Origin of the sequence: Longispora sp. NPDC051575 (assembly GCF_040681875.1) — a bacterium.
Taxonomy (GTDB): domain Bacteria; phylum Actinomycetota; class Actinomycetes; order Mycobacteriales; family Micromonosporaceae; genus Longispora.
Genome location: NZ_JBFAZP010000005.1, coordinates 604132 through 621231, shown reverse-complemented (window position 1 = coordinate 621231; position 17100 = coordinate 604132). Strand labels below are relative to the sequence as shown.

Below are 17100 nucleotides of genomic sequence, written 5' to 3'. Positions count from 1 at the left end.
GCGTGCCGACGGGTAGGGCCGCAGTCCTGGCGGGGCTGGCCCCGCCGACCGGCCAGCCCGCGCCGCCCGGCCTACCCGCCCAACTGCTCCGCGAGCGCCAGCCACTGCTCCTCGGTGGATTCCTTCTCCGCGATCACCGCGTTCAGCTCGGCCTGCAACTCCGTGATCTTCGCGTAGTCGGTGGCGTGCTCGGCGAGCTGCGCGTGCAGCTTCTCCTCGCGCTGGTCGAGCTTCGTGATCGCCCGTTCGAGCCGGGAGAGTTCCTTCTTGCCGGCCCGCGCCTCACCGGCCGACAGCCCGCCCGACAAGCCGGCGGAACCGCCCCCGGCACTGGTCGGCATGTCGGCGGACACCGCCGAGAGCCGGCCGCCCACGTCGACCCCGGAGCTGACCCGGACGAGGAACTCGTCGATGCCGCCGGGCAGGTGGGTGACCTTGCCGTCGCCCATCAGGGCGTAGACCTGGTCGCAGACCCGTTCCATCAGGTACCGGTCGTGGCTGGCGACCACGATCGTGCCCGGCCACGAGTCGAGCAGGTCCTCCAGCGAGGACAGCGTGTCGGTGTCCAGGTCGTTCGTCGGCTCGTCGAGCAGGAGCACGTTCGGCTCGGCGGCGAGCAGGCGCAGGAGCTGGAGCCGGCGGCGCTCGCCACCGGACAGGTCCTTGACCGGGGTCCACAGCCGGCGGTCGGTGAAGCCGAACTGCTCGGCGACCTGACCGGCGGACAGTTCCTTGTCGCCGAGCACGATCCGCTTGGCGACCTCCTCGACGGCCTCGATGACCCGCAGGTGACCGGGGAGTTCGGCGAGCTCCTGGGACAGGAACGCCGTCTTCACCGTCTTGCCGATCTTCACCTCGCCCGAGGTGGGCTTCGAGACGCCGGCCAGCAGCCGCAGCAGGGTGGTCTTGCCCGCGCCGTTGACGCCGACCAGGCCGATCCGGTCGCCCGGGCCGACATTCCAGTCGACACCCTTCAGGAGGGTACGGTCCCCCAGGGTCACCGTGGTGTCCTTGAGTCCGTACACCTCCTTGCCGAGGCGCGCGGTGGCCATCTTCTGCAGGGACACGGACTCGCGGACCGGGGGCACGTCCGCGATCAGCGCGTTGGCGGCGTCGATCCGGAACTTGGGCTTGGACGTCCGGGCCGGCGGGCCGCGCCGCAGCCACGCGATCTCCTTGCGGAGCAGGTTCTGCCGGCGGGCCTCCAGGGTCGACTCGACGCGCTGGCGTTCGATCCGGGCGAGGGTCCAGGCGGCGAACCCGCCCTCGTAGGCGCGGACCTGGGCGTCGGCGACCTCCCAGGTCCGGGTGCAGACCGCGTCGAGGAACCACCGGTCGTGGGTGACGACCAGGAGCGCGCCCCGGCGGTTGTTGAGGAACTCGGCGAGCCAGGCGATGCCGGCGACGTCCAGGTGGTTCGTCGGCTCGTCCAGGATCAGCAGGTCCGTGGTGCGGATCAGGAGGGCGGCGAGGGCCACCCGGCGCCGCTCGCCCCCGGACATGGTCCGGAGTTCGGCGTCGAGGCCCAGGCCGGGCATGCCGAGGCCGGCGAGGATGCCCCGGATCCCGGCGTCGGACGCCCACTCGTGCTCGGTGGCGAACCCCTCGTCGAGCCAGCCGGTACCGAGGACGACCTGACCGACCGTGACCCCCTCGGCGAAGGTGATCTGCTGGGGCAGGGCGGTGACCCGGGTGTCGCGGCGGCGGGTGACCCGGCCGTCGTCCGGTTCGACGGTGCCGAGGATCAGCTTGAGCAGGGTGGACTTGCCGGCCCCGTTGAGGCCGACGACGCCGATCCGGTCGGTCTCGTCGACGCCGAGGGAGACGCCGTCGAAGATCGGGCCGGCGGCGTAGTGCTTGGAGACCTTGTCGAGGTTGACGATGTTCGCCATCTACGCCACCCCACCGAGAACGGCCGGGTTACCGGCCGAGGTCAAGGTACGACCGGCGTCCGAGGCCCGCCCCGGAACCGGGAGGTGCCCCGGGACCAGGGGGCGGCCGGCGACCGGGGTGCGGCCCACGGCCGGGACGAAGCCCGGGGCCGAGGTCAGGGTGGAGTTCCTCATGAGGTCACCCGCGCCCCTGCGACCGGCCCGTGGGCGGTGCGCACGGTGCGGCACACCCCGCGGCCGGTGAGGCTCGCCGCGAGGGCGTTGGCGTGCTCGGCGTCGCGCGCCAGGTACAGGCACGTGGGGCCGGAGCCGGAGACGAGGGCCGCGAGCGCGCCCTCGTCGAGGCCGGCGCGCAGGGTGGCGCGGAGGGGGGGCCGTAGCGAGACGGCGGCCGCCTGTAGATCATTGACTAGCACGGCGGCGAGGACCTCCGGGTCGGGTTGGCGGAGCGCGGCGAGCAACAGGTCTGCGCTGCCGGCGGGGGTGGGGGCGGTGCCGAGTTCGCGGAGTCGGTCGATCTCGCGGTACACGGCGGGGGTGGACAGGCCGCCGGCGGCGACGCCGACGACCCAGTGCCAGGTGCCGGCGGCGAGCACCGGGTTGACCTGTTCGCCGCGCCCGGTGCCGAGTGCCGTGCCCCCGAGGACGAGGAACGGGATGTCGGAGCCGAGGGTGGCGGCGATGCTGGCGAGTTCGTCGCGGGACAGGCCGGTGCCCCAGAGCGCGTCGCAGGCGACGAGGGTGGCGGCGCAGTCGGCGCTGCCCCCGGCGAGGCCGCCGGCGACGGGGATGCTCTTGGTGATGTGCAGCCGGGCGTGCGCGGGCAGCCCGGTGTGCGCGGCGAGCGCCCGGACGGCCCGGACGGCGAGGTTGTCGTCGTCCAGGGGCAGGGTGCCGGCGCCCTCGCCGTCGATGGTGAGCGCGAGGGTGTCGGAGCGGTGGGCGTGCACGTCGTCGTAGAGGCTGATGGCCTGGTAGACGGTGGTGAGATCGTGGTAGCCGTCGTCGCGGAGCGGCCCCACCCCGAGATGCAGATTGATCTTGGCGGGTACCCGGACCCGGACGGAGCCGGAGGCCACGAACTCGGGCTTCTCCTCGTAGGCGAGGCTCACTCCGCCGCCACCTTCGCCGCCGCGATGGCGCAGAACTGCTGGATGGTGAGGGTCTCGGCGCGCGCGGTCGGGTCGACCCCGGCGGCCTCCAGCAGCTCGGTCGCCCGCGCGGCACCGCCGGCCCAGTCGGCGAGCGAGGAGCGCAGCATCTTCCGGCGCTGGCCGAACGCGGCGTCCACGGCGGCGAACACGGCCGCGCGGGGTACGTCGGTCTGCGGCGGTTCCCGTCGGGTGAACGAGACGAGCCCGGAGTCGACGTTGGGGACGGGCCAGAAGACGGCGCGCGAGATGGGGCCGGCCCACTGCGAGCTCGCGTACCAGGCGAGTTTGAGGCTCGGAACGCCGTAGATCTTGGATCCGGGGCCGGCGATCATCCGGTCGGCCACCTCGGCCTGGACCATCACGAGGCCCTTGGCGAGGCTGGGCAGCTCGGCGAGCAGGGTCAGCACGACGGGCACGGCCACGTTGTACGGCAGGTTCGCGACCAGCGCCGTCGGCGGCGAGGGGAAGTCCGAGGCCTTGACCCGCAGCGCGTCGGCGGTGATCACGGTGAGCTTCCCCGCCTGCGAGGGGGCCTTGTCGGCGACGGTGCCCGGCAGCGCGGCGGCGAGTTTCGGGTCCAGTTCGACGGCGTGCACGGCGGCGGCGTTGGGCAGCAGGGCCAGGGTCAGGGAGCCCAGGCCGGGGCCGACCTCGACCACGACGTCGTCGGGGGTGAGCCCGGCGGACGCCACGATCTTGCGGACCGTGTTGCCGTCGTGCACGAAGTTCTGGCCGAGGACCTTGGTCGGGGTGACCCCGAGTTCGGCGGCGAGCCGGCGGATGTCCGCCGCGCCGAGCAGCTGGTCTACCACTGACCGAACACCCGCTCGCCGTTGGCGCCGAGCGCGGCGCACATGTCTTCCACGGACACGCCGCGCAGGTCGGCGAGGAAGCGCACGATGTGCGGGATCAGGTACGAGGCGTTGGGTCGCCCCCGGTACGGCATCGGGGTCAGGAACGGCGCGTCGGTCTCCACCAGGATCTGGTCGAGCGGCGCGGCGAGCGCGGCGTCGCGGAGGTGCGCGGCGGACTTGAAGGTCACGTTGCCGGCGAAGCTCAGGTAGAAGCCCTGGTCGGCGCATTCGCGGGCGAACTCGCCGTCCCCGGAGAAGCAGTGCAGCACGACGGTGTCGGGCGCGCCCTCCTCCTTGAGCACCTTGAGCACGTCGGAGTGGGCCTCGCGGTCGTGGATGACGAGCGCCTTGCCGTACCGCTTGGCGAACGCGATGTGCGCCCGGAAGCTGGCGGTCTGCGCCTCGACGCCCTCCTCGCCGGTCCGGAAGTAGTCGAGGCCGGTCTCGCCGAGCCCGCGCACCCGGGGCAGGGCGGCCAGGGCCTCGATCTCGCGGAGCGCCTCGTCGAGGTCCGCCAGGCGGGGGGCCTCGTTCGGGTGCAGGGCGACGGTGGCCAGGACGTGCGGGGACGCGTCGGCGAGCCGCGCGCCCCACCGGGAGGAGGCCACGTCGACACCGACCTGGACGAGCCGGGGCACGCCGACGGCGACGGCGGCGTCGATCTCGGCCTGGACCCGGCCGTCGGGGTCCAGGGTCGCGTCGGCCTCACCCCGCCGGTCGACGACGATGTCGAGGTGGGTGTGGGAGTCCAGGACCGGGACCGGCAACGGCTCCGGGGCTGGCGGGCGCTCTGGGGCGTGGGATCGAGACATCCCTACCAGGATAGGCGGTACGGAGTCTGGTGCTCGCGGACGTCGGACAGCTCACTGCCCTGGGCCCACGCCTCGTAGACGCAGCGCTCGGCGGACCGGGCGCCGATCCGGACGATCGAGTCGGAATCTGGACGGATCAGGCGGACCCGGAGCCAGTCCTTGTCGGCCCCGACGATGAGTACGTCGATGCCGCGCCACCGGCCGCGCACATCCCGGCGGGCCAGCGACTCGACCGGGTACCGGGCGGCCCGGTTCTTGGCGAGCAGCCGGAACTCCCCGGGCGGGTCGGCCACGGCCTCCTTCACCTCGCCCTGGTAGCTCCCGACGAGCCGGGCGAACGTGTCGGGTACCGGGATCATCTCCTGGTCCGCGTCGATCGGGGTGAGCAGTCGGCGCCACTGCGGCCCGGCCATCCGGGACCACGCCTTCTGCTCGGGCACGAAGTGGAACAGGGTCACCTCGGTGCCGTCGGGCAGGTAGGCGATCAGTTCGCTGAACGCGGGCAGCGGCAGCTCCGCCAGGTCCGCGGTCACGAACTCGGGCACCAGGTGCTTGTTGCTGGGCGCGAACCCGGTGCCGAGGAGCGGCGGGCCGACCCGTTCGTGCGGTGGGAGGGCCATCACCCCCGGCAGGTCCGCGATCTCGTAGTCCTCGGGGCCGATGGCGCGCCAGCGCAGGGCGTAGGCGGCGTCCTCGTCCTCGATGCCCAGGAACCGCAGGTCGGCGGGGGTGCGCAGGTGCGCGATGTCGTGTTCTCGGTAGCAGCAGCCGTGCGGGAGCGCGCCGCGGCGCAGGTACGCGCCGACCTGGGACGCGTTCAACGGCTTGATCATGCGGGTACCCGACTTGATGGTCGCGGACTCGCGCACGGCGCGCAGGTCCCCACCCGGGGTCTGGGAGAGGCGTTGGACACTCTCCCAGCTCATGGTCCTGGACAACGGAACGGTCAGAGGGGCGTCGAACGGTTCGGCGCCCGGTACCTCCGAGGAGTGCACGAACATCCGGAACGGGTGCCGGGCCCCCGGGCGGGGGTTGGGCAGCGCGCCGGGTTCGGGACCGTCCAGGTAGAGCTCGTATGCGGCTCCTCTGGCGAGTTCCTCGGCAGGGTACTGCTTTCCCGCGAACGTCACCGTCCGCTGCGCAGCTTCACCTACCAGGGTCATACCCGCCAACTTAGGGCTTACCCCTCAACCGGCGCGTTAACAGAAGGCAAACAATTCTCGATCGCCGTACGTTATCCGCGACACACGGCGTGTCGACACACGGAAAAACGAGCCCGACCGGTACCCACCGGATCGGGCTCGTTTCTGTCGATCTCAGCCGGACGGCCGGCGCGGCCCCCGTCGGCCGGCGTGGCTCAGCTCTCCAACCGGGCCAGCTCCTCGTCCACGATGGACGGATCCAGCTTCTTGAAGATCGGGGTCGGCGCGGACAGCTCCACCCCGGCCACCAGCGGCGTCGACTCCCACGCGGGGAACGCGTAGTCCCCGGTCAGCACCGGGTACGTCGGCCCGCCGTCGAGGTCGGCGACCTCCCGGATCTCGGGCATCGGCGCGAACACGCCCGTCCCGCCGAGCAGCTCGTGCACCTGCTGGGAGGAGTGCGGCAGGAACGGGGCGAGCAGGGTCTTGCAGTCGCTGATCACCTGGAGGGCGACGTAGAGCACCGTACCCATCCGGGGCTTGTCCTCTTTGAGCTTCCACGGGGCCTGGTCGGAGAGGTAGCGGTTCGCCTCGGCCACCACCCGCATCGCCTCGCCGATCGCGGCCTTCTGCTTGTGCTGCCCGATCAGCGCGCCGACCTTGCCGAAGCCCTCGCGGGCGATCTCCAGCACGGCCCGGTCGTCGTCGGTCAGGTCGCCCGGGGTCGGCACCGCGCCGAAGTTCTTCGCCGCCATCGACACCGACCGGTTGACCAGGTTGCCCCAGCCCGCGACCAGCTCGTCGTTGTTGCGGCGGAGGAACTCCGTCCACGTGAAGTCCGTGTCGTTGGTCTCCGGGCCGGCGACGGCGATGAAGTACCGCAGCGCGTCGGCGTCGTAGCGCTCCAGGAAGTCGCGCACGTAGATCACGATCTTGCGGGACGAGGAGAACTTGCGGCCCTCCATCGTGAGGAACTCGCTCGACACCACCTCGGTCGGCAGCCCCAGCTCGCCCAGCTCACCCGGCTTGCCGCCCTTGGCGCCCTTGCCGTCGTAGCCGAGCAGGATCGCCGGCCAGATCAGCGAGTGGAAGACGATGTTGTCCTTGCCCATGAAGTAGTAGGCCTTCTTGTCGGCCCCCTGCCACCACTGGCGCCACGCCTCCGGGTCACCCGAACGCCGGGCCCACTCGATCGACGCCGACAGGTAGCCGATCACGGCGTCGAACCAGACGTAGAACCGCTTGGTGTCCCAGCCCTCGCGCGGGATCGGCACGCCCCACTCCAGGTCCCGCGTGATCGCCCGGGGCCGCAGGTCCTCGACCAGGTTCTTCGAGAACTTCAGCACGTTCGGTCGCCAGCCCTCGCGGGTGTCCAACCACTCGCCCAACGCGTCGGCGAACGCGGACAGGTCCAGGAAGTAGTGCTCGGTCTCCCGGAACTCCGGGACCTCGCCGTTGATCTTCGACTTCGGATTGATCAGGTCGATCGGGTCGAGCTGGTTGCCGCAGTTGTCGCACTGGTCGCCGCGCGCGCTGCCGTAGCCGCAGATCGGGCAGGTGCCCTCCACGTACCGGTCCGGCAGGCCCCGCCCGGTCGACGGCGAGATCGCGGCCATCGCCTTCTGCGCGACGATGTACCCGTTCGCGTCGAGCGCGTTGAACAGCTCCTGCACCACCGCGTAGTGGTTGCCGGTCGTGGTCCGGGTGAACAGGTCGTAGGACAGGCCGAGGGCGTGCAGGTCCTCGACGATCACCCTGTTGTACTTGTCCACCGCCTCACGCGGCGTCAGCCCCTCCTCGTCGGCCTGCACCTGGATCGGGGTGCCGTGCTCGTCGGTGCCGGAGACCATGAGCACGTCGTGGCCCGCCATCCGCATGTACCGGCTGAACACGTCGGACGGGATGCCGAAGCCGGATACGTGGCCGATGTGGCGCGGACCGTTGGCGTAGGGCCAGGCGACCGCGGCGAGAACGTGACTCATGTGCCCAGCGTAGTTGGTCGCCCGGAACCAATTTCGACACGCCGCCCCGTTCCCACCCGTCAAAAGCGTAGACAATGGTCAAATATGTCTATGACCGGAATAACCGCAGGTGACGACGCGGAAGCCCTGGCACCGCCCGCCCAGCGGATGCGTCCCGAGTCCGCACCCGAGCCGCCGGAGGTCGACCACGCCTTCTGGCCCGACACCAGCGGCGCCGTCGAGCCCGCCCGCCGCGCCCGGATCAAGCCCCCCAAGGACGGCCGCCGCCCCGCCCTCGGCCTGCCCCTGCTGGTCGTCTTCGCCCTGTGCGCGGCCTTCTTCGCCTGGGTCAGCGCCGAACCGTTCTGGCTCGCCCTCGGTCACGGCGACCGCGGCACCCTCACCGTCACCGAGTGCGCCGGCAACGGCCTCGCCGCCCGGTGCGAGGGCCGGTTCGCCGCGTCCGCGTTCAGCGTCGAGAAGGCCGCGCTCGCCGGCACCGCCGACGCCGAGCACCGCACCGGCGACAAGCTCACCGCCCGGATGGTCTCCGGCACCTCCCGGTTCGCCTACGTCGGCGACGCGGCCGGGCTGCACCTGCGCTGGTCGATCGGGCTCGGACTGCTGCTGCTGTGCGGGGCCGGCATCGCGTGGGCCACGGGCGCGCTGCGGCTGCACGGCCGGGCCCGGGTCACGGTGCTCCTGCTGAGCCTGGGCGCGCCCCTGCTGCTCCTGCTGGGAAACCTCGCTCTGACCTGGTAAACCCCAGCATTCGACGGGTACTCCCGGCGGGAAGACGCCGCCCGCGACGTCTTCCCGCACCCCGCTCAGGCGCTGTACGTGCCGACCACGTCGGCGATGACGTGCACGGTGCCCGAGCCGGTGTTGATGAAGATCGTGTCTCCGTCGGACAGCTCGACGTACACCAGGTTCGCGACGGTCTGGCCGGGACGCCAGTTGAGATTGGACGTAGCGGTGGGTGCCGAGCCGAACCTGCCGAGGACCGTGAGGAAGCCGTCCCCGGTCGGGCCGGTCACCGTCACGTTGACAAACACCCCGGTGGTCCCCTCGGGGACCAGGGAGCGGAGGTTCACGCTGGTCCAGGCGCCCTGGTAGACCGGCGACCCACGGCCGCCGTTGGCGTCGCGGGTGTCCAGCACCCGGAAGGGGCTCGCCGGGTGGAACACCGCTCCCCCGCCGGTGCTGTGGTACCCGGCCAGGTCGGCGACCACGTGCACGGTACCCGCGCTGGTGTTGTGGAAGTCGACCTTGCCGTTGACGACCGGGACGACGACCAGGTTCGGGACCGTCACGCCCCGGTTCCAGTTCAGGTTCGACGCGTTCGGCCGGGGCCGACCGTTCGGGGAGACGGTGAGGAAGCCCTCGTTGCCCGGCTCGGTGACCGTGACGTTCAGGCTGACGGCGGTGACCCCGGTGTCCGGTACGCCGGCGCGACCGGTGACCTGGAGGGTCAGGGTGCCGCCCGGGGCCACCGGGGCCGTGCCGGTCGTCCCGGTCGCGTCCCGCGTGTCGAGGACCCGGGTCAGCGGGACGGGCACGTGGGAGGCCCCCGGGCCGGTGGTGTGGTAGCCGACCAGGTCCGCGACGAGGTGCACGGTACCGGCGCTGGTGTTGCGGAAGTCGACCTTGCCGTCGGCGACCTGCACCACGACCAGGTTGGGCACCGTCAGGCCCGGCACCCAGTTCAGGTTCGACGCGTTCGGCGTGCTCCCCCCGTGCGGGTACACGGTGAGGAAGCCGTCCCGGGTCGGCTGCGTGGCCGTCACGTTCATGGTCACCGAGGTGACACCGGTCTCCGGCACGCCCAGGCGGCCGGTGACCTGCAGGGTCAGGGTGCCGCCCGGGGCCACCGGGGTCGTGCCGGATGTCCCGGTCGCGGCCCGGGTGTCGAGCGCGCGGACCGGGCCCAGCGGCACGTAGTACCCGCCGGGTTCGTAGCCCTTGCTGGTGGACGCGGCCAGCCTCTGGGCGTCCGTCACGGTCACCCGGATGTCGTGGCGGTCGCGGGTGGCGTAGGTGTGCGACGCGACCGGGGTGGCCTGGGTGACGGTGGTCCCGTCGCCGAAGTCGAAGGTGTAGGAGACGATCGGCACCCAGCCGGGCTTCGTCCCCGAGGCGTCCGCGACGACCCCGGCGTCGGGCCGGCTGGTCAGGGTGAGGGCGGCGGTGGGCCCGAGCGAGATCTCCGACGTTCCCCGGTCCGCGTAGGTGAACGGGCCGGCGCCCGTGTTGGGGACGTCGGGGTTGTCCACCGGTGACCGACCGCCCGCGTCGGTGGGCTGCCAGCCGGGCGCGGCCGAGTTGGCGGAGTCGAAGTTCGGGGAGGGCTCGGAGGAGTCCCGGTCGTGGGCGCCCTGGCCGGAGGCGGCCCGGAACTCGGCCACCGAGAAGTACGGGGTGGCGCCCCAGACGTAGCGCGGGCCGTTGGCCGAGGGCTGCACCGTGTTGTAGTCGACGGTGGTGCCGGACACCGCGTCGCCGTACACCCCGATCACCGCCTTGTCCGCCTGCGGCAGGTCGCAGGCCGCGCAGGCCGTGCTGCGGACGACGTTGTTCTGCACGGACACCCCGGTGGACGCGCCGTCGACCCGGATGTTGGTCTCGTTTCCGCTGTTCACGGTGTTGTTGGTGATCGCGGTGCCGGTCGCGCCCGCGTTGACGATGCCGCGCCGCACGGTCTCGTACACGTTGTTGCGGGCCACGACGTTGTCCGTGGCACCGGCCCCGACCGTGATCGCGTCGGCCCGGGCGGCGGAGAGCGTGCTGTACAGGACGGAGTTGCGGGACCCGAGGACGACGATGCCGCCGTGGCGGTGGTTGCCGAACCGCGTCAGTCTCGCGCCGGTCACCACGACGCCGCTGGTCGCCGCGTCGAGGCTGATCGCGGGAACCAGGGCGCCCGCGACGGAGACCTTCGCGAGCGAGGAGTCCGTCACGCCCGTCAGGCTGATCCCGGGGACGGGAGCCAGGTTGTCCCGCCGCACGGCGACCTTGTCGAGGGTCACCCGGCTGGCGTTGTCGACCGTCACCGCGGGTCCACCCGCGCCGGCCGTGACCTGGACGTTGGCGATCGACACGTCGTGCTGGCCGGCGATGGTGACGCCGGCCTTGTCGCCGGTCAGGAAGAAGTCGGCGACGTCCGGGTTCGCGCCCCGGAACGTCACCGGACTGCCCGGGGTGCCGGAGGAGACGACCGTGAGCCGCTCGTTGTAGGTGCCGGTGCCGCGGACCGTCCCGCCCGGGGTCACGGCGGCAGCGGCGGCGGCCAGGGTGCAGAAGGGCTGGGCCTGGCTGCCGGGCCCGGTGTCCGCGCAGGCGACGGTGTTGTTCACGAAGAGGTCGGTCGTCGCGGCGCTGGCGGTGGTGGCCGGCACGCTCACCCCCGCGGTGAGCGCGACGACCAGGGTGCCGAGGAGAAGGGGTCTACGCACGTGGGGCTTCCCTGAGGAGTGGTGGAGGAGGTAAATGCGCAGGTCACCTTACAGAAGGTGCGCGTCGCCGTGGGGGCGGCACGGTCCGGGGAGAGGTACGCCTCCCCCCGGACAGGGCACTCAGTAGTAGACGCCGACCAGGTCCGCGACGACGTGCACGGTGCCCGGGCCGCTGTTGAAGATCCGGATGGTGCTGTTCGCACCGTTCACCCGGACGACCACCAGGTTGGGTACCGTCTGGCCCCGGCGCCAGTTGAGGTTGGAGGCGTTCGGCAGTGGCTGCCCGAAGTCCCCGTACACCGTGAGGAAGCCCTCACTGGTCGGCTCGGTCACCGTGACGTTGAGCACCACCGAGGCGGCGTCGCCCGGGATGAGCACCGGATACCTCAGGTCGATCGTGGCGCCGGGACCCACCGGGGTCGGGGTCGGGTCGGACGTGCCGAGCCGGGTCCGGGTGTCGAGGATCCGCAGGGGCGTCCACGGCTTGAAGAGGCTGCCCGCCTCGGTGGTGTGGTAGCCGACGACGTCCGCGACGACGTGCACCGTGCCCGGCCCCGAGTTGCGGAAGTTGACCTTGCCGTCGATCACGGGCACGACCACCAGGTTGGGTACGGTCTGGCCGGCCGTCCAGTTCAGGTTGGACGCGTTGGGCAGGGCCCGACCGTTCGGGTACACGGTGAGGAAGCCCGCGCTCGTCGGCTCGGTGACCGTGACGTTCATGGTGACGGCGGTGACCCCGGTCGCGGGGATCCCGGTGCGACCGGCCACCGGCAGGGTCAACGTGCCGCCGGGAGCGACCGGGGTGCGGCCCGGGGTGCCGATCGCCTCCCGGGTGTCCAGGGCGCGCACCGGCCCGACCGGCAGGAACGAGCTACCCACGCCGCCCGTGTGGTATCCGACGAGGTCGGCGACGAGGTGCACGGTACCCGCGCCGGAGTGGCTGAAGTTGACCTTGCCGTCGACGACCCGCATCACGACCAGGTTCGGCACGGTCAGGCCACGGGTCCAGTTCAGGTTGGACGCGGTGGGCACCTGCTCACCGCTGGGGTAGACGGTGAGGAAGCCGTCACCCGTCGGCTCGGTGACCGTGACGTTCATGGTCACCGAGGTCACGCCCTCCGCCGGCACTCCGGCGCGTCCGGCGACCGGCAGGGTCACCGTGCCGCCCGCCGGGACCGGGGTCCGACCGGGGGTGCCGATCGCCTCCCGGGTGTCGAGGATCCGGACCGGGCCGACCGGGACGTAGGCGTCGCGGGGGTCGTAGTCGGCGAACGCGTCCTGGATCAGGCCGTTGGTGTCCGTCACCCTGACCTTGACCGGATGGTAGACCCGCTGCGCGTAGGTGTGGGTCGCGACCGGTCCGGTCTGGGTGACGGTGGCCCCGTCGCCGAAGTCGAAGGTGTACGACGCGATCGGCACCCAGCCCGGCGTGCTCGCGGAGGCGTCGGCGGTGACCTGGGCGTTGCCCAGCTGGGAGGTGACGGTCAACCGGGAAACGGGGCCCAGGGTGCGTTCGGTGGCGCCCCGGTCCGCGTACGGGACCGGCCCCGCCCCCGTGTCGGCGGTGCCCGGGTCGTCCTCGGGGAACCGGCCCACGCGGTCGGTGGCCGGCCAGCCCGGCGCGGCCGAGTTGGCCGAGTCGATGTTCGCGGCGGGGTCCTCGCCGTTCGCGTCGTGGCCGCCCTGCCCGGAGACCGTGCGGAACTCCGCGAGCGTGCCCGAGGCGGCGCCCCACGCGTACGGCACGTTCCCCGGCTGGGACCTCACCGTGTTGTAGTCCACGGTGGTGCCGGAGACGGCGGCGTCGCGTACCCCGATGTCGAACTTCTCGACGGTCACCGTGCCGCAGAGGGGGCTGGCGCTCCCGCTGAGTTTGACGTCGTTGTTCTGCACGGAGACGCCGGTGGACCCGCCCGACACCCGGATGCCGGACCCGCAGTTGCCGGACACGGTGTTGTTGACGATCGCGGTCCCCGTGGCCCCCGCGTTCTCGATGCCGAACGTCTGACTGGCGGAGGACGCGTTGCCGGCCACGACGGTGTCCGTGGCCCCGGGTCCGATCGCGATCCCGACGCCCGTCGACCGGTAGACGGTGCTGCGCAGAACGGCGTTGTGCGAGCCCAGGATCTCGACGGCCCCGGTGCGGCCCAGGGACGAACCGATGGTGGCCCCGGTCATCGTGACCCGGCTGGTCGCGGCGTCGAGGCTGACCGCCGGCGCCACGCTCCCGGAGACGACGGGCCTGACGATGGTGGAGTCGGTGACCCCCGCCAGCCGGATCCCCGGCACGGTGACCAGCCCGACCTGGAGGATCCTCAGCCGTTCGAGGGCGATCCGGGTCGAGTTGGTGACCACGACCGTGGGGCCGGTCAGGTCCCCGTCGAGCGACACGCCCGTGACGGACACGTCGTGCTGCCCGGCGATGGTGATCCCGGCGTCCGGACCACTGAGGACGAAGGTCCCGTTCGGTTCGGCGACGACGTTGCGGAACGTGATCGGACTGCCGGGGGCACCGGAACGGGCGATCGTGAGGCGTTCGCGGTACGTGCCCTTGACCTGCACGGTCTGGCCGCCGGTCACGACGGCGGACGCGGCGGCCAGGGTGCAGAACGGCTGGGCCTGGCTGCCGGTACCGGCGTCCGAACAGGCCACCTGGTTGTTCACGAAGAGTTCGGTCGTCGCGGCACTCGCGGGGGTCGCCGCGACGCCCACCCCCGCGGTGAGCGCGACGACGACAGTGCCGAAAATGGTGGTTCTACGCACGTGAGGCTTCCCTGAGGGGTGGCGGATCAAGGCGAATGCGCCGTCACCCTACAGAAGAACCGCCGCGCCGTGGGGCCGGCGGGACACGCGCGACGAACCTGTGCCGGGTGCCGCCGCCGGTGGGCGGCGGCACCCGGTGGCGTCAGTTGCGGTAGAACCCGACCACGTCGGCCACGACGTGTACGGTGCCCGCGCCCGTGTTGTGGAACAGGGCGGTGGCGTTCGCCGTGTTCAGCGGCACGACCACCAGGTTCGGTACCGTCTGGCCCGGCCGCCAGTTGAGGTTGGAGGCGTTCGGCAGCGGCTGCCCGAAGTCGCCGTACACCGTGAGGAAGCCGTCGGCGGTCGGCTCGGTCACCGTGACGTTCAAGACCACCGAGGTGGCGCCCTCCGCGACCAGGTCCCAGAACTTCAGGGAGACCTCCCAACCCCCGGTCACCGGGTAGCTGGCGCCGTTGGGTATGCCCGTCCCGTTCCGGGTGTCGAGGGCCCGGTAGGGCGTCCGGGGCTGGAACAGGGTGCCCTGGTCGGTGGTGTGGTAGCCGACGACGTCCGCGATGACGTGCACCGTGCCGGGGCCCGAGTTACGCAGGTTGACCTTGCCGTCGACCACGGGCACGACGACCAGGTTGGGTACCGTCTGGCCGGCCGTCCAGTTCAGGTTCGACGCGTTGGGCAGGGCCCGACCGTTCGGGTACACCGTGAGGAAGCCCGCGCTCGTCGGCTCCGTGACGGTGACGTTCATCGTGACCGCGGTGACCCCTGTGGCGGGAATCCCGGTGCGACCGGCCACCGGCAGGGTCAACGTGCCGCCGGGAGCGACCGGGGTGCGGCCGGTGGTGCCGATCGCCTCCCGGGTGTCGAGAGCGCGCACCGGACCCAGCGGCACGAAGGAGCTGCCCATGCCCGTGGTGTGGTAGCCGACCAGGTCGGCGACGAGGTGCACGGTACCCGGACCCGAGTTGTGGAAGTTGACCTTTCCGTCGACGACCTCCATCACGACCAGGTTCGGCACAGTGAGGCCCCGGGTCCAGTTCAGGTTGGACGAGGTGGGCTTCGGCTGACCGCTGGGGTAGATGGTGAGGAAGCCGTCACTGGTCGGCTCGGTGGCGGTGACGTTCATGGTCACCGAGGTCACGCCCTCCGCCGGCACTCCACTGTGTCCGGTGACCGGCAGCGTCAGGGTGCCGCCGGCCGCGACCGGGGTCCGACCGGGGGTGCCGATCGCCTCCCGGGTGTCGAGGATCCGGACCGGGCCCACGGGTACGTAGGGGTTGCCGGGCCGGAATTGCCGACTGTCGCCGATGCTGACCATGCTGTTGGCGTCCGTCGACGTGACCCTGACGGGGTAGGGGCCGCACACCGCGTAGGTGTGGGTCGCGACCGGGCCGGCCTGGGTGACGGTGGCCCCGTCGCCGAAGTCGAAGGCGTAGGACACGATCGCCCCCCAGCCCGGCTTGGTCGCTGAGGCGTCGACGGTGACCTGGCAACCGGGCCGCTGGGTGAGACTGAACATCGTGGTGGGTCCGAGCACCGATTCGGTGGGGCCCCGGTCCGCGAACAGCACCGGACCCGCCCCGGTGTTGCCGCGGTCGGGGCTGTCCACAGGGGACCGGCCCGTGCGGTCGGTGGGTTGCCAGCCCGGCGCGGCCGAGTTGGCCGAGTCGATGTTCACCAAGTAACCGGCCTGGGCCACGTCATGGGCGCCCTGACCCGAGACGGTACGGAACTCCGCGAGCTCGCCCGTGAACGTTCCCCAGGCGTACGGCGCGACGCCCGCCCGGGGCGGCACCGTGTTGTAGTCCACGATCGTGCCGGACACCGCTGCGTCGTACACCGCGATGCCGAACCGGTCGACAGCCCCCGGCGCACAGGGCAGGTCGGGCCGGCCGTTGTCCCGGACGTCGTTGTTCTGCACCGAGACACCGGCGGACGCGCCGGTCACCCGGATGCCGGTCCGGCAGTTGTCGACCACCGCGTTGTTGGCGATCGCGGTCCCGGTGGCTCCGTCGTTCACGATGCCGAAGCCCAGGTTGATGCTGACGGAGTTGCTGGCCACGACCGTGTCCGTCGCCCCCGGCCCGACCGTGATCCCGGCAGCCGACCCCCGGACAATGGCGCGGAGTACGGAGTTGTGCTGGCCCAGGACCTCGATGCCACCGCGGTGGCCCGACCCTGCCGACACCATGGAACTGGTCACCGTGACCCGGCTCGTCGTGGCGTCGAGGCTGATCGCGGGCGACACGCTCCCGTTGGCGCCGACCTTGAGAAGGCTGGAATCGGTGACCCCCACCAGGCGCACGCCGGGCACCGAGGTCTTCCCGGACGGGGAGGCGAGCACGCGTTCGAGGGCGATCCGGGTCGAGGCGGACACCGCGACCGCGGCGCCGGCCACCTCGCCGGTGATCCGGGCTCCGCCGACGGACACGTCGTGCTGCCCGTCGATGGTGATCCCGGCGTTCGGGCCGTTGAGGACGAAGAAGTTCACGTTGGGCCAGGTGCCGGCGCTGCGGAACATGATCGGGTTGCCCGGGGTACCCGAGCGGGCGATCGTGAGGCGTTCGCCGTACGTGCCGGTGACCTGGACGGTCTGGCCGGCGATCACCACGGCCGACGCGGCGGCCAGGGTGCAGAACGGCTGGGCCTGGCTGCCGGTACCGGCGTCCGAGCAGGCGACCGTGTTGTTCACGAAGAGTTCGGTCGTCGCGGCGTGGGCCGGACCGGATGCGACGCTCACCCCCGCGGTGAGCGCGACGACAATGGTGCCGAAAGTGGTGGTTCTACGCACGTGTGGCTTCCCTGAGGGGTGGTGGATCAAGGCGAATGCGCCGTCACCCTACAGGGGGTTTCCCGCCCTGTGGGGGCAGGCCACAGGCCCCTGACCAGGGGTATCACCACCTACTCGGACACAAGCCCCAGAGGCGTACCCATCATGGCCGTCGCCCGGGGAACCTCGGCCTCAGCGGCGCGGCACTTCTCGGCGCGGCCCTGATCCTGGCGGCACTCGCCCTGGTCTGGTAGTCGCCCGGTGAACGGGTTCGGGGAGGTCGCCGCCCGGGGGCGGGACCTC

General features: G+C 71.8%; 11 protein-coding genes. 1 reads left to right on the top strand and 10 read right to left on the bottom strand.

From position 1 onward, the window contains the following. Positions 1 to 71 precede the first annotated feature (71 nt). The 7 genes from AB0M43_RS17220 to metG form a co-directional block, all read right to left on the bottom strand. On the bottom strand, positions 72 to 1892 hold the full coding sequence (locus AB0M43_RS17220; RefSeq protein WP_363725611.1) for an ABC-F family ATP-binding cassette domain-containing protein: 1821 nt from the start codon (positions 1890 to 1892) through the stop codon (positions 72 to 74). Next, on the bottom strand, positions 1893 to 2066 hold the full coding sequence (locus AB0M43_RS17215; protein WP_363725609.1) for a hypothetical protein: 174 nt from the start codon (positions 2064 to 2066) through the stop codon (positions 1893 to 1895). It lies immediately after the preceding gene. Further along, complete coding sequence (locus tag AB0M43_RS17210) at positions 2063 to 3004, bottom strand: 4-(cytidine 5'-diphospho)-2-C-methyl-D-erythritol kinase (protein WP_363725607.1); 942 nt, start codon at positions 3002 to 3004, stop codon at positions 2063 to 2065. The genes AB0M43_RS17215 and AB0M43_RS17210 overlap by 4 nt, the downstream gene beginning before the upstream one ends. Then, positions 3001 to 3858 (bottom strand): 16S rRNA (adenine(1518)-N(6)/adenine(1519)-N(6))-dimethyltransferase RsmA, encoded by an 858-nt coding sequence (rsmA, locus tag AB0M43_RS17205; RefSeq protein ID WP_363725605.1) that lies wholly within the window; start codon positions 3856 to 3858, stop codon positions 3001 to 3003. Before rsmA ends, AB0M43_RS17210 begins: the two co-directional genes overlap by 4 nt. Beyond that, on the bottom strand, positions 3852 to 4712 hold the full coding sequence (locus AB0M43_RS17200) for a TatD family hydrolase (RefSeq protein WP_363725603.1): 861 nt from the start codon (positions 4710 to 4712) through the stop codon (positions 3852 to 3854). Before AB0M43_RS17200 ends, rsmA begins: the two co-directional genes overlap by 7 nt. A 2-nt stretch (positions 4713 to 4714) precedes the next feature. Then, a complete protein-coding gene (locus AB0M43_RS17195; protein ID WP_363725601.1) occupies positions 4715 to 5875 on the bottom strand; it encodes a hypothetical protein in 1161 nt (386 codons plus the stop codon). A 194-nt stretch (positions 5876 to 6069) separates the two neighbouring features. Then, the gene (gene metG, locus AB0M43_RS17190) at positions 6070 to 7836 is read right to left on the bottom strand and encodes a methionine--tRNA ligase (protein ID WP_363725599.1); all 1767 of its coding nucleotides are present in this window, start codon (positions 7834 to 7836) and stop codon (positions 6070 to 6072) included. Positions 7837 to 7926: 90 nt separating this feature from the next. On the opposite strand from metG, the gene AB0M43_RS17185 reads away from it, so the two are divergent. Beyond that, positions 7927 to 8577: a hypothetical protein gene (locus AB0M43_RS17185; protein ID WP_363725597.1), complete on the top strand. Its 651-nt coding sequence runs from the start codon at positions 7927 to 7929 to the stop codon at positions 8575 to 8577. A gap of 65 nt (positions 8578 to 8642) precedes the next feature. Here AB0M43_RS17185 and AB0M43_RS17180 read toward each other — a convergent pair whose 3' ends face one another. The 3 genes from AB0M43_RS17180 to AB0M43_RS17170 all read right to left on the bottom strand — a co-directional run bounded on the left by AB0M43_RS17180 (position 8643) and on the right by AB0M43_RS17170 (position 16818). Further along, positions 8643 to 11267, bottom strand: a complete 2625-nt coding sequence (locus AB0M43_RS17180; RefSeq protein WP_363725595.1) for a right-handed parallel beta-helix repeat-containing protein — start codon at positions 11265 to 11267, stop codon at positions 8643 to 8645. Between the two features lie 120 nt (positions 11268 to 11387). Continuing rightward, entirely contained in the window at positions 11388 to 14030 is a 2643-nt protein-coding gene (locus tag AB0M43_RS17175) for a right-handed parallel beta-helix repeat-containing protein (protein ID WP_363725593.1), read from the bottom strand. Positions 14031 to 14172: 142 nt separating this feature from the next. Beyond that, entirely contained in the window at positions 14173 to 16818 is a 2646-nt protein-coding gene (locus AB0M43_RS17170) for a PKD domain-containing protein (RefSeq protein WP_363725591.1), read from the bottom strand. Positions 16819 to 17100 lie beyond the last annotated feature (282 nt).